General features: G+C 59.8%; 16 protein-coding genes. 5 read left to right on the top strand and 11 right to left on the bottom strand.

Annotation, left to right across the window (positions count from 1 at the left end):
- Window positions 1–29: 29 nt before the first annotated feature.
- Window positions 30–4,127: a Tc toxin subunit A-related protein gene (locus tag FEE99_RS26060; RefSeq protein ID WP_041479816.1), complete on the top strand. Its 4,098-nt coding sequence runs from the start codon at window positions 30–32 to the stop codon at window positions 4,125–4,127.
- Window positions 4,120–8,181 (top strand): Ig-like domain-containing protein, encoded by a 4,062-nt coding sequence (locus FEE99_RS26055; protein ID WP_052392197.1) that lies wholly within the window; start codon window positions 4,120–4,122, stop codon window positions 8,179–8,181. The genes FEE99_RS26060 and FEE99_RS26055 overlap by 8 nt, the downstream gene beginning before the upstream one ends.
- A 9-nt stretch (window positions 8,182–8,190) precedes the next feature.
- On the opposite strand, the gene FEE99_RS26050 is transcribed toward FEE99_RS26055, so the two are convergent.
- The 6 genes from FEE99_RS26050 to FEE99_RS26025 are packed head-to-tail and all read right to left on the bottom strand — an operon-like array spanning window position 8,191 to window position 14,889.
- Window positions 8,191–9,519, bottom strand: coding sequence for a DUF58 domain-containing protein (locus FEE99_RS26050; RefSeq protein WP_041479814.1), 1,329 nt, complete (start codon window positions 9,517–9,519; stop codon window positions 8,191–8,193).
- On the bottom strand, window positions 9,516–10,517 hold the full coding sequence (locus tag FEE99_RS26045) for an AAA family ATPase (RefSeq protein ID WP_143979083.1): 1,002 nt from the start codon (window positions 10,515–10,517) through the stop codon (window positions 9,516–9,518). Before FEE99_RS26045 ends, FEE99_RS26050 begins: the two co-directional genes overlap by 4 nt.
- Window positions 10,514–11,620: a DUF4350 domain-containing protein gene (locus FEE99_RS26040; RefSeq protein WP_177327025.1), complete on the bottom strand. Its 1,107-nt coding sequence runs from the start codon at window positions 11,618–11,620 to the stop codon at window positions 10,514–10,516. Before FEE99_RS26040 ends, FEE99_RS26045 begins: the two co-directional genes overlap by 4 nt.
- Before the next feature lie 53 nt (window positions 11,621–11,673).
- Window positions 11,674–13,212, bottom strand: a complete 1,539-nt coding sequence (locus FEE99_RS26035) for a membrane protein (RefSeq protein ID WP_041479811.1) — start codon at window positions 13,210–13,212, stop codon at window positions 11,674–11,676.
- Window positions 13,199–14,176, bottom strand: coding sequence for a stage II sporulation protein M (locus tag FEE99_RS26030; RefSeq protein ID WP_041480027.1), 978 nt, complete (start codon window positions 14,174–14,176; stop codon window positions 13,199–13,201). The genes FEE99_RS26035 and FEE99_RS26030 overlap by 14 nt, the downstream gene beginning before the upstream one ends.
- On the bottom strand, window positions 14,173–14,889 hold the full coding sequence (locus tag FEE99_RS26025; RefSeq protein WP_041479810.1) for an RDD family protein: 717 nt from the start codon (window positions 14,887–14,889) through the stop codon (window positions 14,173–14,175). Before FEE99_RS26025 ends, FEE99_RS26030 begins: the two co-directional genes overlap by 4 nt.
- Before the next feature lie 267 nt (window positions 14,890–15,156).
- On the opposite strand from FEE99_RS26025, the gene sbcB reads away from it, so the two are divergent.
- Complete coding sequence (gene sbcB, locus FEE99_RS26020) at window positions 15,157–16,587, top strand: exodeoxyribonuclease I (protein WP_041479809.1); 1,431 nt, start codon at window positions 15,157–15,159, stop codon at window positions 16,585–16,587.
- A 97-nt stretch (window positions 16,588–16,684) separates the two neighbouring features.
- On the opposite strand, the gene mvaT is transcribed toward sbcB, so the two are convergent.
- Window positions 16,685–17,062 (bottom strand): histone-like nucleoid-structuring protein MvaT, encoded by a 378-nt coding sequence (gene mvaT, locus FEE99_RS26015; RefSeq protein WP_016773476.1) that lies wholly within the window; start codon window positions 17,060–17,062, stop codon window positions 16,685–16,687.
- Window positions 17,063–17,399: 337 nt separating this feature from the next.
- On the opposite strand from mvaT, the gene purU reads away from it, so the two are divergent.
- Window positions 17,400–18,248, top strand: a complete 849-nt coding sequence (gene purU / locus FEE99_RS26010) for a formyltetrahydrofolate deformylase (protein WP_041479808.1) — start codon at window positions 17,400–17,402, stop codon at window positions 18,246–18,248.
- An 80-nt stretch (window positions 18,249–18,328) separates the two neighbouring features.
- On the top strand, window positions 18,329–18,505 hold the full coding sequence (locus FEE99_RS26005) for a hypothetical protein (protein ID WP_167351306.1): 177 nt from the start codon (window positions 18,329–18,331) through the stop codon (window positions 18,503–18,505).
- Here FEE99_RS26005 and FEE99_RS26000 read toward each other — a convergent pair.
- The 4 genes from FEE99_RS26000 to FEE99_RS25985 all read right to left on the bottom strand — a co-directional run bounded on the left by FEE99_RS26000 (window position 18,489) and on the right by FEE99_RS25985 (window position 23,444).
- Window positions 18,489–19,487, bottom strand: a complete 999-nt coding sequence (locus FEE99_RS26000; protein ID WP_041479807.1) for a lysylphosphatidylglycerol synthase transmembrane domain-containing protein — start codon at window positions 19,485–19,487, stop codon at window positions 18,489–18,491. The genes FEE99_RS26005 and FEE99_RS26000 overlap by 17 nt on opposite strands.
- A complete protein-coding gene (locus FEE99_RS25995) occupies window positions 19,484–20,254 on the bottom strand; it encodes a DUF2334 domain-containing protein (protein WP_041479806.1) in 771 nt (256 codons plus the stop codon). The genes FEE99_RS26000 and FEE99_RS25995 overlap by 4 nt, the downstream gene beginning before the upstream one ends.
- Entirely contained in the window at window positions 20,247–21,338 is a 1,092-nt protein-coding gene (locus FEE99_RS25990; RefSeq protein WP_172834033.1) for a glycosyltransferase family 4 protein, read from the bottom strand. The genes FEE99_RS25995 and FEE99_RS25990 overlap by 8 nt, the downstream gene beginning before the upstream one ends.
- A 216-nt stretch (window positions 21,339–21,554) precedes the next feature.
- Complete coding sequence (locus tag FEE99_RS25985) at window positions 21,555–23,444, bottom strand: methyl-accepting chemotaxis protein (RefSeq protein WP_041479805.1); 1,890 nt, start codon at window positions 23,442–23,444, stop codon at window positions 21,555–21,557.
- Between the last annotated feature and the right edge of the window lie 142 nt (window positions 23,445–23,586).

The following is a 23,586-nucleotide window of genomic DNA, read 5'->3' as shown; positions in this document are numbered from 1 at the left end:
CCCCGGGCCATATTCCAAGGAGCAAGATCATGGCACTGAGTAATATTGGCGGGCTGCTGGAAAAACGTCGCTCGGCACTTCTTGAGTACTGCATCGGTCAAGTGGCCAATGATAAATACCCTTTTCTGAAAACACCTGAAGACTTGTTTGAATTGCTGCGCATGGATCCTCTGGATACTTATCAGGTCAAGAGTTCCAGAGTTGCCGAAGCGATAAGTTGTGTGCAGCAGTACATCCATGCGGTGTATCGAAAGCTGGAACCAGGATTCCGGGATCACGAGTTCGACAAGCGTCATCTGCGCGAATGGGAGATTTTCTGCAATTATCCCGACTGGACCGTGCTCCACCAGGTTCCATGCTATGCGGAAAACTTCGTCGTTCCATCGGTGCGATTGCGCAAAACCAGTCTGTTCAAGAATCTGGAAAACAACCTGAACCAGGCCCGTCTGGACAAAGATACCGTGCAGGCGGCGCTGCAGGATTATTTGCAGGCATTCGAACAAATCTGCGATCTCGATGTGATCAGCTGTTTCATGGACGGCGTGACACCGGCCAAAGCTGATTACTACTTTCTGGGGCGGCAGAGGGTGCAGCCGTTTCAGTATTTCTGGCGCAAGGCCGAGATCGAACTGGGCGCAACCAGCGTTGCGGTCAATCCGGCGGTCTGGAGCGAATGGCAGGCCGTGGAAATCCCGACCGCCGATCAGGTGCTGGATATCCGCCCGCTGTTCTGGAATGGCCGGTTGTGTGTGGTCTGGGCCGAATGGAGGGACGCGGTAGTCGCTAGCGCAGCGGAGTCGCTCAGCCCGAGCAAACTGGTGATCAATCTGGCATTCATGAAGCAGAACGGGCAGTGGTCTGCGCCGTTGTGTGTGCACAGTTCAGAACACAAGGACGAGGGTTTGGCGAGCTCCAGACTGATTGCGACGGTGCAGGTCGATTATCTGAATCCGAAGGGCAAGTTGGGGATTTTACTGACGGGCAACCTATCTTTGCCATCCGGCAGTCTGCGGGTGCATGGTGTCTACGACGTTCTGATGCGCCCCCTTCTGGACGGTGGCGCATGGCTGGATCTGGCGCTTGAGGAGCGATTCGTCAGCAACGATACGGTTCAGCACCCACTGAACAGTCAGGTGACTGTTGTCACTCGCATAAAGACCCATGGTTCCCTGACGCCCTATCTCGACCTGCACGTTATGGCAACGCGCGCGGATGACAAAGATGTGCTGACGGTGCAGGGTTTTTGCAGCCCCACGGGCCTGGACAGCGCTCGGTTGAAAATGGAGCTGCAAATTACAGGTCAGCCTTCTGATAGTGACCCGCCGCCGATCCTCGAAGAACAGGATGCAGGCGGGGGCTGGGTAACTCAGTCGTGGACTTCCTCGCGGACGAAAGGCACCTGGCCCACGCCAGTCACTTTTTCATTCGCCTCTCCCACTTCCCCGACAGGACAGAAAGAGTTCGACCTGACGATTGTCGATCTCATGGATTTCGTCCCGCCAGCTCTGCACAAGAACAGTACCGACGGGGCACAGTTTCTTTCATTCAATCAAGCTGGACTGGCGTTGAAATTCATTCGGCTCAATTCCTTGTTTGGCTCGGAACTGGTGAGATGCTCGAATATTTCCGTGGACGCCGTGCTGGACTGGTCCAACCAGTTCATTCGCGAGCCGTCGCCGATCGGCGCAGAGTTCGTTGAACCACCCAATGGTGCCTTCGACGGTGCCAATGGTCTGAACTTCTGGGAGCTGTTTTTTCATCTGCCGCATTTGATCGCCACCCGGTTGCGCGACGAAGAACGCTTTCAGGAAGCGCAGAGCTGGCTGCATTACGTATTCGATCCACAGGCCACCGCAGATCCGGCCAATCCGCCGGTTCCGATCGCGAACCCGAAACCGGCGTATTGGCGTTGCCGGCCTCTGGATATCGCAACAGCGCCGGGCAATCCAGGGTGGGAAATCCAGAATCCCCTTGATCCGGATGCCATTGGCTATGCCGCACCCGCACATTTTCAGATCCTGATGTTCACCGACTACGTAGAAAACCTGATGGCGTGGGGCGATTGGTATTACCGACAATTGACCCGTGACAGTCTGGTGGCCGCCAAGCTTTGCTATGTCCAGGCCGGGTTTCTGATGGGCAAGGCGCCCACCGCCGACACAGCGACTCGTTGGCAGACCGACACCGTGGAAAACCTCTTGGACAAGTGCGAATCGCGACCCCTGCTTGAAGCGCTTGAAAAAACGCTGGATTTCAACCTGGCGGATTACCCGATCGCTTCCGACACCCCGCCGATCCTGGGTTTGTTGGCCTGCGAACCTTTTAGAATTCCGATCAATCAATCGCTGCTCGACCTGTTTGCAAAGCCGCAGCAACGCCTTGATAACCTGCGCAACAATCTCACGATCGATGGCAAACCGCTGGACGTGTTGCTGTTCAGCCCGATGACCGATCCCAGGCAATTGCTCCGCGATCTGGCCGCTGGTAGCGCGGCCGGGCCCAGACCGATGGGCGGGCGCCTGGTGGTCAATGCGTATCGCTGGCGGGTCACGTTCGAAGTCGCGTTGCGCGGGGTACAGAGCCTGCGGGATTTCGGCAGTCTGGTGCTGCGTCTGCTTGAGCAACGCGACCGTGCCGAGCAGGAAGAATCGCAGCAGAACCATTTGCTCGAGCTGGGTCGCTATGCCGAAACGGTACAGGAACAATCCATCGCCCAATTGGAGGCGAATGTCACAGCGCTGAAGCAGAGTCGGGCAATGGCGCAGGATCGGGCCGACGCCTATGCAATGCGTTACAGCGAAAACGTTTCGCCGATCGAGTATCAGGTCATGGCCAGTCTGCAGCAGTCGAAGACATCAGCACTGCAGGCCAAAGTTGTCAGGGTGGCAGGGGGCGTCATCGCGGCGTTGCCAAAAATCTATGGTACTTCCAACGGTGGCTTCAAACCCGAACACACTTTCGATGCGGTGGCTTTCGGCCTGGAGGTTTCTTCGTCACTGCTGCAAATCGACGCCGATCGACAGGCCACCACTGAAGGTTATCGCCGTCGCCGCAGTGAGTGGGCGCTGCAACGCGATCAGGCGCTGGCGGAGGTGGGCGCAATCGATGCGCAGATCGAAGCGCAAAGCCATGCGGTCAACGCGGCGAGATCCAGCCTTGAACAGACGCTCAGGGCCAACAGCCAAGCGTTGACCATGTACAACTTCCTTAAAAAACGCGCGAGCAATGCCGAGCTGTTCGGCTGGATGCTTGGCCAGCTCAAGGCTCTGCACTATCAGGCGTACGACGCGGTCGTCAGCCTGTGCCTTAGTGCTCAGGCTTCACTGGCTGCCGAAACCGGGGATTATGATGCCCCCGTCCCTTTGCCTCAGGCCTGGCTCGATCACCGTTATGGTCTGGGCTCGGGTGAACAACTGCATATGTACCTGCTGGACCAGGAGCGCAGGCGCTTGCAAAGCTACGAGCGGCGGCCGGAACTGATCAAAACCATTTCCTTGCGGCAGTTGTTCGACGACAGAATCGAGCCTCAAGAGGGCATAACCAGCTGGGCAGATGCACACGCGCAATTGATGGCAACAGGTGTGTTGGAGTTCAGACTGACCCAGTTGTTGTTCGACCGTGATCATCCTGGCCATTTCTGCCGGCAGATCAGTTCGGTGGAAGTCGATCTGCCTGTGCTGGCCGGTCCCTACGAGGATGTGCGGGCAACGTTGCTGCAGATCAGTAGCGTGACCGCGACCCGACCGACCACACAGTCTGTGCAGTATTTGCATAAGCCCACCGCAATCGCACCTGGCGATCTGCTGTTCAACCTGCGCAGCGGTCAGCAGATCGTTTTGTCGGTCGGGCTTGGCGATAATGGCCAGACCCACCAGAAACCCGACGAAGGATTGCTCAACCCGTTTGAATACACGGGTGCCGTTTCCCATTGGCGGCTGAGTTTTCCTCGCCCGCTTAATCAGCCACAAGCTGCAATGCTCAAATCCTTGACCAATATCATTCTTCGCGTGCGGTACTCCATCAAGGCCGGCGAGCCGACGTACGTCCAAAAGGTCACAGACCTGGTGACCGAGGCTGAAAACACCTACATGGCGCGCCAACGCAACGGAGCCAGCGATCATGAATGAGCCCGTCGTGCAAAAAAATGAAAGCCTGCTGCTAAATGGTGACTTCAATGATCGGCTCAAAGAGTGGCGTACCAGCGGTAGGGTTGGCCTGGCGAGCGAGTTTTATGATGGCGAGTTAGTCAATTTCATGGAGGTCGGTGTCGGGGCTTCGGCCACACAGGAAGTCAAAGCTCCCAAAACCCCCGGTGCACAAGCCGGTTACGAACTGACGTTTTTATGTGAACTGCGGCCCGGCGTTTCATGGTCGGGCGAATCGGGCTGGTTGCACATCCGCAAGCGCGGTGAAGTGTTGATGAGCATCGAGCTCACGGCGCAAGAAGGTCGGAATCCGGAGCTCGAAAACGCCCGACGGCTGGCGGGACAGCCGCTTGAATTCAAGCCGCGCGCGTATCAACGGTCGCTGGATCAATTGGAATTCGTGAGCGATGACGCATTGAGCTTCGAGGTCAGCGGTGTCCCTGACAACGCAGGCGACAATCGTTCGGCAATCTGCATCACTCGAATCGACCTGCAACTGAAGCTTGAACCGCTGCAACTGCAGACGGTGCGACTGGATAGCGAAGATCTGCCACCAGGCCAGACGTTATACCTTTGCCTGGGCGCTTCCCTTGGCGATGACCCGGACGACTCTCTGTTCATTCCCCACGGCCTGTCTTTTATTCCGGCAGACGGCAGCGCCTGGCTGGATACGAATATCGCATTGATCATTCACGGCAACCCGATGGAATCAGTCAAGGCGACCCCCGACTGGGGAGCCGATCAGCCGCTACCGTCGCAGTGGTTGCTCGATTGCCCGGATATGGGGGAGGAAAAGGCTCATGACTTCACGATAAGTCTGGTGAACCAGTACAACGCCGAGCCTTACACGATTGACGTGTCGTTGGGGCATCACCGATTAGCGCTTCGCGAAGTACAGAGCGCGGCTTATTACCCTGTCCTGGATTGTGCGCAAAGCGTCCGTTTGGGTGTGCAGGTTCTCTCGTACTACACCGGCCAGGCGATTGATGGCCGGGAAGTCAGGTGGACGACTGCCGGGCAAGGTGTGCTGGGCACCGGCACTACCGATGAACAAGGCTTGGTCTACTTCGATTTCGTTCCTGAGCAAGCAGGCGATTTCATTCTCACAGCTTCGGTCGACAGTCCTTATTACCCAAGTGGCGAGGTGACTCTCGAGTTTTCGGTCACGGTGCTGGCGACCGATCCCTGGATGGACTTGCGTTGCGTTGTCGAAGGGCAGGTAACCCAGTGGAGCGCGACCGGTTATCCCAATCGCGGCACTGATTACCCCTTCATTGTGCGCTTGCCCGCCGACAGCCCTTTGCTGGCGACTGATCTATCGCTGCACTGGAGCGGCGTCGGGCATGAAGAGCTGAAGGTCACGGTCAACCCGCCACTCCAGCAACCGGTCGCTTTCGATGGGGACGATAGTCTCTGGACGCTGGCCTGCGAGGACTGGCTGGACGGTCGCTTCGAACTGTCATTGGTCTGCTCGAAGCTGTTACTGCCATCGCCGCGTAAACCCATGTCGCTGGCGCGCAACAAGGTCAGGATCGCTGACACGCGCGGCCCGAATATTTCACCGGTCGTCGAGAACTCCGAAAAGACGTTGATGCGGGTGCAGGTGGTGCATGTCACTGACAAAGGTGCCGGTGAGCCAGTGATTGATGCGATCGTCGACTGGCAAACCCCCGAGGGCATTGTCGAGTCTCGTACCGGCAGTGGGGGCTGGGCCAGCCTGTATTACCGACCGTTGACGGCTTTGAGCAACGAGACGATTACCGCCAGTGTGAGTGCCTACGAAGGCGGGCCGGCAGATGAACACTCATTTTCGGTCACGGCGTTTGCACGAGACGAATGGAAGGACAAGGTCAGCATCACGTTTGATGTCGTTCCGATTGCCAATGACGGAATCGCATGCAAGCGCGGCCAGAGGCACATCCTGACGGTCCGGGCATTAGCGGGCAGCCCGTTGATTGGCGAGGCAATTACGCTCGGATGGCAGAACGAAAATCCAGAGAACGGTCTGGCGGTGAGCGACCTTGACGTACCGAGAATATTGCGCGAAGGGGAAGATCTGAGTTGGTTGTTCAGCTCTGATCGTATCGAAAGTACCAGCAGTATTTTCGAGGTGAGTTTGCGCACCGACACTCTCACGAACAAGGATTTTTCTTGCCGACTGTTATCACCTGACCTCCATGAAGAAATGACCGTGGTCCTGGATCAGATGACCGATCTCAGGGGCCAGCCACTCTTTCCGTGTATCGGCGCTGTACATCGCTATATCTTCCGCACCAATGCGCTAAGCCCTTTAGTGGGTATTGCCATGGATCTGGTATGGAGTGGAAGCCCGGCGGCAGAGCTCGGAATCGAATTGAGTCCACCCCGCGGAAGCGAAAATTTTGTGGATGACAGCGGGTTTATCTGGACGCTGGACTGTTCAAAAAGTACCAAACCCGGTGTCTTCGCACTTCGGTTCGTTATCAATACCCATGGTTTCAGCGACATCAATACGATGACCTTGGGCCACAATAAAATCACTATCGAAGACGTCCGTGCATCTGCGGTGGATCCGGTCATTGGGCAGGATCCTGCGTGGATGTGGCTGAAGGTACGCTCCCCTTATCGTCCCGACCTCGCTCTGGATCAAGTGCCTGTTCAATGGACAGGCGACGGCAGCACCGAAGAGCACAGGACGGCTGCCGACGGCTGGAGTGGTTTTCCCTTTGCGCCAGCCACTGCAGGTGAACATGTGGTGACAGCGTCGGTTATCAGCCCTTATGACCGTTTTGAAGAGCGCCGAACCATGCCGGTTCTAGCGCTGGAAGGGGATCCCTGGGCCGGATTTGAATACAGTTTCGACTCCCAACCGTTTCAGCCACTGGGTCAAAGCGCTGAGTTCCCTCGGCGCAAGGGGCAGCACCAATTGCGCGTGAGTGCCCCGGCGGGCAGCGCGTTGTTTGACCAGCACCTGACGCTGGGCATGACCGGCACCGGGCCGACGGAATTGGGCATGCGCTTCGAGGAGCCACGTCTGGGTGACCCCAGGCTTTTCTCGAGCGCTGGAATGACCTATCGGTTCAACGCGGGCGACATCAAGGACGGGCGTTTCGGCCTGCGCTTTTCCTCGGCGCGGTTGGCCAGGCTTTCTCCGGTTATTGCAATGTCGCTGGGGCAAGGCGCGCAGGTGGTAAAAATTGCGGATCGTTCGCGCAGCAGTCAGACGCTGTTTTGGGGCGAGGCTGTATCTGAGCAGATCACTATTGTGTCGGGCATCAGTGGCAGACCGATGGTGGGGATGAAGGTTGTCTGGAGCAGTCCGGACCTTGGTGAGGTGACCACCACTACCAACTTCTACGGTGAAGCGCGGATACGGTTTGTGCCGACGACACCGGGTGCGGCGCAACTGACCGCTACGGTGGGCGATGCGCTGTATTCGGAATCGATTTCTTTACCGTTTGTTCTGCACGAGCCCCGGGAGATCAAGGAACTGGTCAGCGCTGATCCGAGCGGGTATCCGGGGCAACAGATGACCGCGCAAGTCCTGGTCGTTTCAGCCAGTACCGCGCAACCCTTGGCCAATGTCGAAGTGATGTGGGAGTACGACCGCACCTCGCTGCCGACAACCCTGACGGATGCCGAAGGCAAGGCAACGGCGCGCATTGTCTTGGGAGGAGCAGGCGCGGCTGCATTGCGGGCGTCGGTAAAGGGTGGTTTGGCTGGCTGGGTGGTAAAAACGCTCTGGTTGACCGTCACTGAGTGTCCAGCAGCGGTGGAATCCGTTGTTGCGTCGCCTAATCCGGTTCCCTTGCAGACCTACGTCTCCATGACCGCGCTGATTGTGGCCAAGGAGGGGCGAGAGCCCATGCCCAGACGGAAAATCCTTGTTTCCACTAATGGAGCACCGTTCACTGAGTCGTTTACCGATCACAGAGGGCGATACCAGGCTCACTGGCGGCCGATGAACCTTACGGAGCAGATTTCGCTGGTCGTCAAAGTAGAAAACAGCGACGGCACTTCGGACAGCGGCGCTGTGTATGTTGCAGTCACCAACTGATCGAATCTGTCAGATCGCAGCGGTCTTTTTCCAGCTCATGTAACTTGTCACCAGTCCGGCCCCCAGCTCGGCGGGCCGAACATCCATCACTGCAACGCCATGAGCAGTCAGCCGCTCATGGAGTTGCGAGCGGGCATTGAGAAAATCGATGGTGCCGCAGTAGGCGAGTGCCTCGGGCAACGTTTGCACCGTGGTCTGGCGCAATGTATCCAACGCCTGTTCACGCAGGCTCGCCACCAGCACCCGATGTTGTGCGCTCAGGCGTTTGACTGCGGCCAGCAGTTGCTCGTCTTCATCGCGCAAATTGGTTACCAGCACTACCAGCGCCCGACGCTTTTGGCGGGCCAATAGCTGGTTGGCGACAGCCTGATAATCGGCGGGGCGCTGAGTGCTCCCAAGGTCATAAACAGCGTTGAGCAAGACATTCAGTTGGCCGCTGCCTTTGACCGGCGCGACATGGCGCGGCTTATCACCGGCAAAGGTACTCATGCCCACCGCATCCCCTTGGCGCAACGCCACATAACTGAGTAACAGGCAGGCATTGAGCGCGTGATCGAAGTGCGACAGCTCACCATCGTGACTGCGCATCTGCCGGCCGCAGTCGAGCATGAAAATGATCTGCTGATCTCTTTCGTCTTCGTACTCGCGGGCAATCGGTGTGCGCTGGCGGGCGGTGGCTTTCCAGTCGATCTGGCGCAGGCTGTCGCCCTCGCGAAATTCGCGCAACTGATGGAATTCCTGACCCTGACCGCGACGTTGTCGCTGGCGCACGCCGAGCTGGCTGAGCCAGTTGTCGACGGCGCGCAACTCGCCGCCGTAAAGCCGGGCGAAGTCCGGGTAGATGCGGGTCTCGTCGCGGACGCTGAGCAGGCGTTTGCCGGACCATAATCCCAAAGGGCTGGGCAGGTTGACTTCGCACTGTTCGAAGCTGAAATGCCCGCGTTCGAGAGGGCGCAGACGGTAGCTGATCTGGCTGACATGGCCGGGTTGAAGCTCGACAAGCATCGGCAGATGTTCAAACGCCAGGCCGTCGGGAACGTGGTCGAAGAGTCCAATGGCCAGTGGCTCGGCAAATTCATGGGCCACCTCTAGCTTCACCTCCGCCCAGCGCCCCAATGCCAGGCTGCCGGGCATCTGTCGCTTGATGCGCGGCGAGGGCAGGCGTCTGAGGCGCACAGCGTCGATCACCGCCAAGGCCAGCAGCGCCAGGAGCAAACCCCAGTTGATCGAAATCAGGCTGGACGGGAGGTCGATCTGCAACGCCTGCAACGCGCCGAGCACGATACTGATAACCACCAGCAGGGCCAGCCAGATCAGCAGCAGCCGAGACGGTTTCACAGGCGCGGCGCCGGCACTTGATCGAGCAATTGCGTGAGCACCTGATCGACCTGCAGGCCTTCGATATCCAGCTCCGGTGCGATGCGCACGCGATGACGCAACACCGCCAGCGCGCAGCCTTTGATGTCATCCGGGATTACAAACTCGCCGCCGCGCAACAACGCCCGGGCACGGGCACAGCGAACCAATGCAATCGAGGCGCGTGGCCCGGCGCCGAGGGTCAGCCCCGGCCAGGTGCGCGTGCTGCGCGCCAGGCGCACGGCGTAATCGAGGACCTGATCGTCCAGCGGCAAGTCACTGGCGATGCGCTGCAGGGCTTGAACATCCTTGGCTTGCAACACCGTGCGCAGCGGTTGCACATCGAGCATGTCGGCGCGGGTCGAACGACAGACCTGACGGACCATGTTCAGCTCCTGATCGGCGTCGGGGTAATCCATGCGCACCTTGAGCATGAAACGGTCAAGCTCGGCTTCCGGCAGTGGATAGGTGCCTTCCTGTTCGATCGGATTCTGCGTCGCCAGCACCATGAACGGTTGCGCGATGGGCAGGGCGCGACCTTCGAGTGTCATCTGGCGCTCCTGCATGGCTTCGAGCAGCGCTGCCTGGGTTTTCGCCGGGGCGCGGTTGATCTCGTCGGCCAGCAGCAGGTTGGTGAACAGCGGTCCTTTGCGCAGCTTGAACTGCTCGGTCTGCAAGTCATACACGGCGTGACCGGTAACGTCGCTGGGCATCAGGTCCGGGGTGAACTGGATGCGCGCGAACTCGCCGCCAAAGCATCGCGCCAAGGCCCGCACCAGCAAGGTCTTGCCCAGGCCGGGCACGCCTTCGAGCAGCACATGGCCGCCGGCAATCAGCGCGGTCAGGACAGCGTCGACCACCGCATCCTGGCCGATCAGCGCCTTGTTCAATTCGTTGCGCACTGCCTGCGCCAACTGGCTGGCACGCTGGCGCTGCTGGGCGGCGTGCGTCGCGCTGCCGGGCTCGATCTGTTCAGTCATAACGCGTTCCTCAAAGTTTGCAGATGAGCGACCTGACGGCTGAATTCGGCGCTGGACAAACGCTGCTTCGGTCGTGGGCTCAGGGCCTGGCTGATGGCGCGGGTGGGTTGCCGGGTCAGGCGCGATAGCGCCAGCCATTGTTCGGCGACATTCAATTGATCGAAACCGGGATGGCGGCGGCGCGCGCGGCGCAGGATGTCTTGTTGCAAGGCTTGCAGCAGCGCCTGCTGGCCGTTGTGGCGCAGGAGGAAATCGGCACTGGCACGCAGATGCTCCAGTAGTTGGCGGCGACCCGCTGGCGCCGGCATTTGCACCGGGCCGTGACGCACGCCGGCCTGCCACAACCACAGGCCGATCAAGGCGAGCAGGGCGACGATGGCCTGCGGAAAGTAGCGCCAGAGCAAGGTCCACAAGCCATCGTGCGCGGTGTTGTAAATCAGCGTGACGTCGGTGTCGGCGCTCAAATACCAGAGCAGCCAGGCGTTGTCGTATTTGCCGATAGCCGGGGTTTTCCACAGCTCGGCATCGGTGACCACGGTGATCGTGCCGAGGCCGTACACCCGTTGCATCATGTGCGTGGCTTTGGCGCTGTTGGCCCAGGCTTGCGCGACATTGTTCGGGTCGTCGAGGTGGAAGTCGGTGTCGAAACCGGCGTAGGCCGGCGCGTCTTCATCTTCCAGATACAGTTTGGTCAGTTTCGGGAAGCGGTCCTTTTCCCCGTCCTCGGGAGGATCTTTCAAGTCCTTGCTCAGCGATTGGTGCAGTTGCACCTTGTCGAGCAGCAGATCATTGCTTTGCCCGGTCTGCGCATCCCACAACGATTCGGCGACGAACACCAGGCGCCCGCCGGCACGAGTCCAGTTCAGCACCTGATCGACTTCACGCGGCGTCATCCGTGCGCGCTCGCCGAACAGCAACAAGGTGTGGCTGTGCGGATCAATCTGCGGCAGCACCGTCAAGGTCTCGGCGTGGCTGACCGCGAGGCCGCGCTCGCGCAGGAACATTTCTGCCGCCAGATAGGGATTGGCTTGCGCAGCAGGCGAGGGGCCGTGATCGATGACTTCCTGATAAGGACGGGCTTTGAGGTAGAGGAACAGACTCATGCCGCCAAGCAGCAAAAGCGCCAGCGCAGCCAAAGTCCAACCTATGCGCCGGTTCAATGCCCGGATCCTTTGCTGAACAATTCACGCCAGCCGTTACACAGCTCTGCTTGCAGGTGCGCGGCTGGAAGTCGGTGCCCGTAGGCCATGTTCTGCCAGTGAACAGTGAGGTTGCGGCTGTAGGCGAGCAGGTCCGGGCGTTGCAATTGCTCGATGCGGTTGAGGATCTGGCTCTCGGTGTCGGCGGCTTTGAGCGTCAGGTCGAAATCATGCAGCAGATGGCTGAGCAGGCCGCGATAGAGCAGGCCCAGCGCGGCGCGAGGTTCGCTCAGCCACAATTGTTCGGCACTGGCGGCGATGTCATCGGGAAGGGTTTCACGGTTCAGATCCAGCCCGAAGACGTGTGGCGGCGCCGGTGGTTTGCTGCGCGAGGGCAGGTGCGGGCGACGACTGACGAAGGCCCGGAGAAATTCGCGATAACGCCAGACCAGCCAGCCCAGCGCGGCAACCAGCGCGCCCCACAACAGCACCTCAATCACGTTCGCCAAGGCATCAAGGTGTCGACTGTCGAGCCAACCGAGAAGGGTTTTCAGCCACTGCGGAGCCTCACCCGGTTGCGCGTCCTTGGCCGGGCTTGCCGGGTCGTCTCCGAAGCGATAGCGGGTGACGCTTTCCTTGTTCTTGAACGGCGGTTGTTCGAGCAGCGACTGGATGCTGTCGCGCGATGCCTGACTGGTCAGCGGCTGATTGAGCAACCGTGGAGCATCCGGCGCATCGCTGGCCCATACCGGTTGCAGGTTCGGCAGCAGCAGACACGCCGCCAGCAACACGCCGAGCACGCCGTTGTTCAAGCGCTGGCGTAAACGGCGGAAAACCAGCTCGATGTCCCAGGCTTCCAGTTGCGTGCGACGGTTCAGGTACAGGCTGAAGCCGCAGGCGACATAAACCGGTCCCCAGGCCACCAGGATCAGCGCATAAAAAACGTTGGTCAGGTGCTCCAGCGAGCGCCAGTCCTGATCGGCGGCAAGCAGCAGCGATTGCCAGTCCCAGTCGGTTTCGATCTGCTGCGGCAAGAGCATGTAGAACAGCAGCATCAAGCCGATCCACAGTGCGGTTTCCAGATGCACGCCGATAATCGTCAGCCATTGCGCGGCGCCGCCGTTGCGTTGCAGCAGCACCTGCAGACGTTGTTGTCTGGCCTCGCCGTCGAGCCCTTCGAGTTGGGTCACTGGCAGCACAAAGCTGCGACTCAGACTCAGCCGTCGCCAGGTCAGACTGGCCAGCAGTTGCGGCTTGAGCAGGCGCGGCCACTCGCGCAAGGCTTGTCTGAGGGTTGGCGTTTCACCGAACAGCGCTTTGGAGAGGATGTACAGCGGCAGGCGTTCGTAAGCCGGTTTCAGCCACCAGAAAATGAACACCGCCAGTGATGGCCAATCCCACAGCAACAGGCTGAGCAGGGCGAACAGCGGCAGGGTGACGATCGCCCAACTGGTCATCAACAACCGGCGATGCTGCTGGCTCATCAACACGCCCAGGTCCATGGCTTCCCAGGTCGTGCGCGGGCGGATCACTACGCTGGCGTCACTCAGGCGCATGACGAATCCTTCCGGCCAACGACAGATAAACCGCGACGGCCAGCCACAGCGCGGCGCCGACGGCGTATTTGGTCAGCGGCGTGACACTGATTTTCGACGACCAATAAGCCTCGATAAATGCTGCGATCAACAGGAACAGCATGGCCCCACACACCAGCAACACACTTTTGCGCGCCGCCAAGCGCAGCGCCTCGCCCCATGTCAGACGTCCGGGGGCGATGAGCGCCCAGCCCAGCTTGAGGCCCGCCGCGCCGGCGAGGGCAATGGCGCTCAGTTCGAACGCACCGTGACCGATCACGAACGACCAGAAGGTCTGGCCGAAACCGATCTCGCTGAGATGCCCGGCCACCGCGCCGATGATCATGCCGTTGTAAAGCAGGAAAAAACCGCTGCCCACGCCCATCAGCAAACCGCTGGCGAACGTCTGAAAGGCGATGCCTGTGTTGTGCATGACGTAATAGCCGAACATCACCCAGTCTTCGCTGGCCGCCCGTTCGGCCGAGCGGCCGAGGTGGCCGGCAACGGGGTCGTACATGCCTTGCATCTCGCGCACCTGCTCGGCCGGGATCAGGTTGTAGATCAGTTCCGGGAACAGATAAACCAGCACGCCGAAACCGATCAGGCTGCCGAAGAACAACAGGCTGGCGGCCGCAACGAAGCGCCATTGTTCGCGCACCAGTCGCGGGAAGTCGGCGAGGATAAAGCTGATGATTTGCGCCCCGAGCCGACTGCGATGCCGATAGAGCTGTTGATGGCCGCGCAGTACTTGTTGTTGCAACGAATCGATCAGAAAGCTGCTGTAGCCGCGCGCCTGGGCCAGAGCCAGATGTTGGCAGAGACGTCGATAGGCCTTGGGGAAATCGCTGACTTGCGCTGTCTCCTTGCCTTGTTCGAGGCGTTCGAGCGCCACGGCGAAGCGCTCCCATTCGGCCTTGTGGCGACTTTCGAACAGGCTCTGCTTCATGCGCTCGGCCCCAACAGGCCGCGCGCGATGCCGTTGAGTTCAGACACGGCTTTGGGCGCAGAGATGTGCAGCGGCTGCGCCAGCAATGCCGCCAGCTCGTTGACCCGTGCGGGTGACAGTTCAGCCTGACGCTCGGCGAAACCGAGCACCGCGCGTTGTTCGCTCAAGGTCAGCGGAACGGGGCTGCGGCGAGGTTCAGCGTCAGGCAGTTGCGGGCGGCTCAGCGGGCGTTCGCTGTAAACCACCAAGGTGCCGGCGGCAATGTCGCCGAGGCGTTTGAAGGTCGGGTGTTGCAGGCAACTGAGCGCACCGAGGAAATAGCCGAAGGGCAGTAGATCGACAAAGCGCAGCAGGTTGCGCAATAGCGAGGCCGACCAGCCGATCGGCGTGCCGTCATCGTGCACCACGCGCAAACCCAGCCATTGCTTACCCGGCGAACGGCCCTGACGCAGCACCTCGAACAGCACCATGTACCACCAGCTGATGGCAAACAGCAGCAAGGAACCGAGGCCCATGCCGAGCTTGCCGAGAAACGCCAGTGCGATAAACAGCACACCGAGGATCAAGCCGCGAATGCCCAGATCAATGGCAAACGCCACGGCGCGCACCATCAACCCGGCGGGGCGCAGTGGCAGGTCGATGCCTTCCGGCGTTTCGACCTGATGGCGCGTATCCAGCGGTGCTTTCCTTCGCGGTGCTGTGGGCTCGAGCATGGGCTACCTGATGTTCGCCTGTTCGGGGGGCAAGTGCGCCTGATGCTAGCAGCCTCTCGGGTGTGGGAGCGAGCCTGCTCGCGAATGTGGTGGGTCAGTCAGCCTGTGGGCAACTGACGGAAAGCCTTCGCGAGCAGGCTCGCTCCCACAAAGGCAATGCATTCCAGTTGTAGGAATCTGGAGAAATTGCTGTTCGAGGGCGACCAGGCTGGCCGTGGCAACCCTGAAACGCCTAGACTTCGCCGATCTTCTGTTCAGGATTCGCCCGTGACTTCAATCTTCTGGTACGACTACGAAACCACTGGCATCAATCCGCGCAACGACCGACCGCTGCAGGTGGCCGGGATTCGCACCGACCATGCGCTCAACGAAATCGACGAGCCGGTCAATCTCTATTGCCAGCCCAGCGAGGACATCCTGCCGCACCCGGCGGCGTGCGCGATCACCGGCATCACCCCGGGCCAGCTCGCTGAAAAAGGCCTGAGCGAAGCCGACTTCATGACTCGCGTACATGCGCAACTGGCCGCACCGGGGACCTGTGGCGCCGGTTACAACACCTTGCGTTTCGACGACGAGATGACCCGCTACAGCCTGTATCGCAATTTCTTCGACCCCTATGCCCGTGAATGGCAGGGCGGCAACAGTCGCTGGGATCTGATTGATGTGGTGCGCGCCGCTTACGCATTGCGCCCCGATGGTCTGGTCTGGCCGACCGATGATGAAGGCCGCGTGACCCTCAAGCTCGAACGCCTGACGGCGGCCAACAATATCGATCATGGGCACGCCCACGAGGCGCTGTCGGATGTGCGCGCCACCATCGCACTGGCGCGGCTGATTCGCGAGAAACAACCCAAGCTCTACGAGTGGCTGTTCCAGTTGCGCAGCAAACAGAAGGTGATGGATCAGATCCGCCTGTTGCAGCCACTGGTGCACGTGTCCGGGCGTTTCTCGGCGGCGCGCAGTTATGTCGGCGTGGTGTTGCCGCTGGCTTGGCACCCGAAGAATCGCAACGCCTTGATCGTCTGTGATCTGCATCTTGATCCGCAGGGGTTGCTGGACCTTGATGCGCAAGCCCTGCGTCAGCGTCTTTATACCCGTCGCGATGAGTTGGTCGAAGGTGAGTTACCGGTACCGCTCAAGCTGATTCATATCAATCGCTGCCCTGTTGTAGCGCCGCTGGCGGTATTGCGCGCACAAGACCAGCAGCGCCTTGGGCTGGACATGGCGCTTTATCATGAGCGGGCAGTGCGACTAACTGACGCACAACAAGTCTGGAAAGATAAAGTCGCGGCGATTTATGCCAGCGAAGATTTCACTCCCAGCGAAGATCCCGAGCAGCAGTTGTACGATGGATTTATCGGTGATCGTGATCGTCGTTTATGCGAACAAGTTCGAACGGCGGATCCTGCGCAGTTGGCGCAAGAGCAGTGGCCTTTCGATGATGAACGTTTGCCTGAATTACTTTTTCGATATCGAGCACGCAACTTTCCGGACACCCTGGACGTGGCCGAGCAAGAGCGCTGGAAATTATTTTGTCAGCAGCGCCTTACGCAACCTGAGGCAGGTGCGCCGAATACCGTGCAGTCATTTATCGAGGCGGCAGAGCAATGGTCGCTTAGTGCGACGCCAATGCAGCGAGAGGTACTCAATGACTGGCAGAATTATGTCCAGGCATTACGCAAACGTTTGAATCTGTGAAATCGAACATACCCGTAATTAATCTGCGGGCATAAAAAAACGCCAGCGCTAGCTGGCGTTCTTTTGTTCGCGGATCGCTCTGCGAAGGTGTTGCGGCTTAGCCCAGCAGGGTAGCCCAGCCTTCAACCACGTCGCCGCCCCACTTGGCTTTCCACTCTTTCAGAGTCTTGTGGTTGCCACCTTTGGTTTCGATGACTTCACCGTTGTGCGGGTTTTTGTATTGCTTAACTTTGCGTGCACGCTTGGTGCCGGTAGTTTTCACTGCGCCGCCGCGTGGAGCCTTGGATTTGGCTTCTGGATCCAGCAGCGCGATGATGTCACGCAGGGACTTGGAGTATTCACCCATCAGCGTGCGCAGTTTGCCTTCGAATTCCAGTTCGGCTTGCAGTTTGTCGTCTTCGGACAGGTTCTTCAGACGGGCTTGCAGCTCTTTGATGGCTTCTTCGGTGGCGCGATATTCGTTGATCAAGGACATGAGTACTACCTTTTGTAGAATGCTGAATGACAGGGGACAGTGCCGCAATAATAGTCAGGCTGTTTCATCAAGTAAACATTTAGATCGGCTTTTTATTTAAATGAGTTACAGGAATTAGCCGCGATTTGAATGTTCCGTTAAATAATGTGATGCAGTCAGCACAGATATTTACAGTTGTCTGACAAAAGCCTCGCTAAAGCGTCACGGTCTTGACGGAAGACCTGCGCCAAAAAGCCGTTTGACCATGCTTTGTCCCATCCGGCGCGTATGCGTACTGCAGTTTTCCTGCGCAGTCGCTAGAATGGCGGCCTTTGTGAAGTTCTGGAGTTTCCCCCTCATGCGCACTTTTCGGCTGGTGATCTCTTGCCCGGACCGCGTTGGCATCGTTGCCAAAGTCAGTAATTTTCTGGCCTCTCATAATGGCTGGATCACCGAAGCGAGCCACCACTCTGACAATCAAGTGGGCTGGTTCTTCATGCGTCACGAAATCCGTGCCGATTCCCTGCCGTTCGGTATTGAAGAATTGCGCGAGAAGTTCGCGCCGATCGCCGAAGAGTTCTCGATGGACTGGCGCATCACCGACACCGAACAGAAAAAACGCGTGGTGCTGATGGCCAGCCGCGAATCCCACTGCCTGGCCGACCTGCTGCACCGCTGGCACAGCGATGAACTGGATTGCGAAATCGCCTGCGTGATCTCCAACCATGACGACCTGCGCAGCATGGTCGAGTGGCACGGCATCCCTTACTACCACGTGCCGGTCAATCCGCAGGACAAGCAGCCGGCATTCGACGAAGTGTCGCGGCTGGTCAAACAGCACGACGCCGAAGTGGTGGTGCTGGCGCGCTACATGCAGATCCTGCCGCCGGACATGTGCCGCGAATACGCGCACAAAGTCATCAACATTCACCACAGCTTCCTGCCATCGTTCGTCGGCGCCAAGCCGTATCATCAGGCGTCGCTGCGTGGTGTGAAGCTGATCGGCGCGACCTGCCACTATGTCACTGAAGAGCTGGACGCCGGCCCGATCATCGAGCAGGACGTGGTGCGTGTCAGCCACAGCGACAGCATCGAAGACATGGTGCGTTTCGGCCGTGACGTCGAGAAGATGGTGCTGGCCCGTGGTCTGCGTTATCACCTGGAAGACCGCGTGCTGGTGCATGGCAACAAGACAGTTGTGTTCTGATCGAGCACGCCACGCTTGAAAAACCAAGGGCCTGGGCGTTGAATCGCTCAGGCCCTTGTCATTTGAGCCCGAGGAAAGCCATGAACGATCCACTGGACAAAGCCACTTCAAAAGCGCCCGCCACCCTCGGCGAGGGTTGCCTGAGTCGTTACGACCCGGATGACATGAGCCCGGACGACGGCACCGAATTCCCCGGTGCCGCCGAACTTTGGGAGCAGCTCCAGCAAGAGCAGGACGAACCTAAGAAGCCTGCCTGACGTTCATCAACTTCTTCAGCAACGGCTTGCCGAGCATCAACACGAACACCGGGCCGCCAACCAGCAGATAGAAGTAATACGTCACCACGCGCCAGATCAGGATCGCCGCCGCTGCGGTGGATTTGCCCACCATCGGCGCGAGCAGCGCAGCCGAGGTCAGCTCTGCCGCACCGGCACCGCCGGGTAACAGACTGAACTGGCCGGCGCCAAGCGAGAGCATCTGCACCAGAAAGCTCCACGCCCACTGCAAATCCGCGCCGAGCCCGCGCAGGGCCAGATACAGCACGCTGTAGCGCAGCAGCCAGTGCACGCAGGTCAGGGCGAACACCTGAACCAGCGTCTGCCAGGGCAACTTCAAGGTATCGGTAAACGCTGCGAGAAAGTGCAGCAACTTGCGCGCCCAGCGACGGCGAGTACTTGTCGTGATGTTCATCCCCGCCAACAGCCGCCCGCTCAGGCGAATCAACGCTCGGTGATAACGCGCGATCAACACGCAACTCAACAAACCCCCAAACAGCGAAACGGCGCTGACGGTCAGCAGCCACTCGAGGCGATCGCTCAGGTGCTGGAACAGCGCATAGATCAGAATCCCGCTGAGGGCGCAGAGAAAGAACAGCAGATCGCTGAGCTGATCCATGGCAAACACTGCGCTGCCTCGCGCCGGACGCACGCCGCAACGGGCGAGCAGAGCCATGATCGTCAGCGGCCCGCCGCTGCCGCCGGGCGTGGCGCAATACGCGAACTCGGCCGCCATCACCACGCCGAGGCTTTTCAAGGGCGCGACTTTTTCTCGCTGGTCGCCGAGCAACAAACGCAAGCGCAGCGTATTGATGCCCCAGCAGAGCAGAATCATGCCGAACATGATCAACAGCCAGTGCAGCGGAAAACTGCGCAGGCGCGACCACGTCTCGCCGCCGCCGAGCAGTACCGGAATCAGCACCGCCGCCAGCAGGCCGATCAGCAACAACAGGCTGCGCTTCATGCTGCGCGTTCCAGTTGTCCGCGCTGTCGGGTCAGCCAGTCGATTTTGGTCAGCGGCACGCGTCCCTCCGCCAGCAGGCGTTGCAGCGTGTGCAACCAATAATCGCGAGAAAACCGGTGACGCATGTCCACCGGATGCAGGCCCAGACGAATCACCGATGCCTCGCGCCAGCGCTGTTCACGCTGGTCGCTGACGATTTTCGACAAGCCACGACGCCAGGCACTGCGCGCACTCCACACCAGCCCCGGTGCATCGATGGCGCTGAAGTCGGGCAAGCGATAAAGATGCTGCGGATCGCTGGTGTAGCTGAGCGGTAATTCGCGCAAGGCCTGGCGGGTGCCGTCGCTCATCAGCCAGGCCGGGGCGACGAAACCCTGCACCGGCCAGTCGTAGCGCTGAAACATGTCCAGACCTGCGTGTAGGCGGGCAAGGGCTGCTTCGCGGGACAGGCGATAGAACTCGCCTTCGTGGGTGTAGACCCGGCGCATGAACCAGTCGCGCGGGGTGTTTGGCATGGGTTCCTGATCGTCGTGGTAGTAGCCGTGCAGCGCCAGTTCATCGCCTCGGGCGACCCTGGCATCGAGCACTCGGCGAAACGCCGGGTTGGCGTCAAGCGCATCGTGGCGATGGAAATCCGGCACCACCAGCCACGTCATCGGCACATCACCCAAGGCATCGACAGCCTCGACGAAGGGCTGGTAATCCGCCCACGTCGAGGGCGCCACATCATGCAACACCAGGCAAACAGCTTTCATTTCTTCAACCATTGGCCACCCGTGGCAGCGTATGGCCGAGCACGGCGTGATAGTGGCTGAGCAGGCTGTCGACCACGGTGTCCCAGGCATAATGCCGTTCGACGTGCTGGCGCGCCTGTTGACCGAGGCGGGCGCAGCCGCGACTGAACAGCTCGCGCACGGCATTGGCCATGGCCTGCGGATTGTTCGGCGCACAGAGCAGGCCGCAGGAATCGTTGACGATCTCTTCAAACGCCCCGGCCGCCACCGCCACCACGGGAATGCCGCAGGCCATGGCCTCAAGGATGACCAGGCCGAAGGTTTCCTGGTCGCCGGCATGCAGCAGCGCATCGGCGCTGGCCATCAGCCGCGCGACTTTTGGCGCCGGGCAGAATTCGTCGATAACGCTGACGTTGTCCGGCACCGCCGCAGGCATCGACGAGCCGACCAACAACAAGTGATAGCGCGGACCGAGGCGTTGCATGCACTTGAGCAGCACCGGCAGGTTTTTCTCCTTGGAACCGCGCCCGGCAAAGATCAGCAGGCGCGTGTCTTCGGCAATGCCCAGCTCGGCCCGCAGCCCGGGGTCGCGGGCGTCGGGATGGAAGGTGTGCAGATCCACGCCCAGCGGTTGCACATGGACATTGCGTACACCAAGCCCGATGAGCTTGTCGGCCATGACCTGGCTCGGCGCGAGAACGCGGTCGAAATTGCCGTAGAGACGCGTGACATAAGCCTCGACATTCGGTGTGACCCAATGGCCCATGCGATTGCCCGCCAGCAGCGGCAGATCCGAGTGATAAAAGCCGATCACCGGAACGTCCAGCTGCCGCCGCGCGTCCAGCGCTGCCCACGCGGTGAGGTAAGGATCGCCGACTTCGATCAGATCCGGCTGCAGATCCTGCAGGACGTTTCGCCATGGCGCCAGCCGCAGCGGGAAGCGATAGCCTTTGCCAAAGGGCAGGGCGGGCGCTGGAACGGTATAAATGCCGTCATGTTCACCCAGTCTCGCGCCGGGGATCAGCAGGCTGTGGCGAATGGCGTTGCGCTCGCCAAGGCGACGGTGTTTGGCATCCAGATAAGTCCGCACGCCTCCGCTGGCCGGGGCGTAGAACATGGTGATGTCGGCGATATGCACGGTGAGCAACCCTCCGCTGTGTTGTTCTCCCTTGATTGACCTTTATCCAGAATAGATGTTCGGTCGGGATTGCGCGGTGGGGTGTCAGTCTGGTTTTGTTTAAAGGTAGATATTCGCGAGCAGGCTCGCTCCCACAATGGAATGCATTTTCCCTGTGGGAGCGAGCCTGCTCGCGAAGTGGCCAGTCGCCGCAGCTTAAATCCTGAAGCTGCCAACCAACTGTTTGAGACGCGAAGCCTGCTGCTCCAGATCCGAACAAGCGCGCAACGTCGCTTGCAGGTTTTCCACGCCTTCCTGGTTCAGCGTGTTGATCTCGGTGATATCGACATTGATCGACTCGACCACAGCGGTTTGTTCTTCGGTCGCGGTCGCCACCGACTGGTTCATCCCGTCGATCTCGCCAATGCGCAAGGTCACGCTGTTCAGGCGTTCGCCAGCGAGGTTGGCGATCTCGACGCTGTCCTGGCTGTGGCGCTGGCTGTCGCTCATGGTGCTCACCGATTCCCGGGCGCCGACTTGCAGCTCCTCGATCATGGTCTGCACCTGTTGTGCCGATTCCTGAGTGCGGTGCGCGAGGTTGCGCACTTCGTCGGCCACCACGGCGAACCCACGACCGGCCTCACCGGCGCGTGCCGCTTCGATCGCCGCGTTCAGCGCCAACAGGTTGGTCTGCTGGGAAATGCTGGTGATCACTTCGAGAATCTGGCCGATGTTGACGGTCTTGCTGTTCAGCGACTCGATGTTGGTGCTCGACGCGCTGAGCATGCTCGACAGCTGGTTCATCGCTTTGATGCTGCGCTCCACCACTTGCTGGCCATCTTCGGCCAGACCCCGGGCGTCGCTGGCCTGATTCGACGCTTGCGCGGCGTTGCGGGCGATTTCCTGGGCGGCGGCGCCGAGCTGATTGATCGCGGCAGCAACGCTGCTGGTGCGCGAGGCTTGCTGGTCGGAGTTGTACATCGACGAGTTCGACGCAGCGACCACGCGCAGGGCGACCTCGTTGACCTGGCCGGTGGCCGAGGACACTTCGCGGATCGAACCGTGAATACGCTCGACGAAGCGGTTGAATGCGGTGCCGAGGATGCCGAATTCATCGTTATTGATGATGTTCAGGCGTTTGGTCAGGTCGCCTTCGCCGTCGGCGATGTCTTCCATGGCGCGGGTCATCACGTGCAGCGGCTGGATCAGCAGGCGGATGAGCATGCCGAGCAGGGCAATGATGATTACCACGGCAATGATGGTTGCGATTACCGCTGAGGTGCGGAATTCGCTGAGCATCGCGTAGGCCTGGTCTTTATCGATCGACAGACCGATGTACCAGTTCACCGACGGCAGGCCTTTGATCGGAGCGAAGGTGACGATGCGGGTTTTGCCATCAACTGTCACTTCGCTGAAATCGCTGCTGATGCGCGGCGTGTCTTGTGGGTAGGCTTCTTTGAGCGACTTCATTACCAGGGCCTTGTCCGGGTGGACGAGGATCTTGCCGTCGGCGCTGATCAGAAACGCATAGCCCATCCCGTCGAAATCCCGCGCGGCGAGGGTGTCGATCAGCGATTGCAGGCTGAGGTCGCCGCCGACCACGCCGACGCTCTGCCCGGCCTTTTTCGACGCGGTGGCGATGGAAATGATCAACTGGCCGGTGGCCGCATCGATGTAGGGTTCGGTCAGGGTCGAGGTGCTGCTGCTTTCGGCACCTTTATACCAAGGGCGCACACGCGGATCGAAACCGTCCGGCATCTTCACGTCCGGGCGGATGGTGAAATGCCCGGTGGCATCGCCCAGGTAGGTGGCCATGAACGTCGAGGTCAGGCTTTTCTGTTCCAGCAGGCTGGCGACCGTGGCAGGTTCCGGGTTGATGGCGATGTTCTGCGCGGCGTTCTCGATCAGCAGAATGCGCCCGCTGAGCCAGGTCTGGATGTTGCCGGCGGTGACCTCGCCCATTTCATTGAGGTAGTTGTTCAGATCATCGCGGATCGCATTGCGCTGCAGCCAGTCGTTGTACAACGTGAACGAGGCAAAAGCGGCAATGACGATGAGAGCGGCGGCAAGCAAAATCTTATGGCTGAAGCGCAGGTTTTTGTTCATGGCTTGGGGTTCCGCTAAGGTCTTAATGTCCTGGGCGTGCTTTGATAGAGACGCGCACTATGGGCAAGGTTGAAAAATTGATATTTCCGGCTCTCCTTAGGGAAATGTCCGACCCGGTTTTCTGGCGGGTCTGTCCAATTTA

Origin of the sequence: Pseudomonas sp. ef1 (genome assembly GCF_007293365.2) — a bacterium.
Lineage (GTDB): Bacteria > Pseudomonadota > Gammaproteobacteria > Pseudomonadales > Pseudomonadaceae > Aquipseudomonas > Aquipseudomonas siliginis.
The sequence above is the reverse complement of the archived record's forward strand: the minus strand, read 5'-3'. Positions and strand labels throughout refer to the sequence as shown.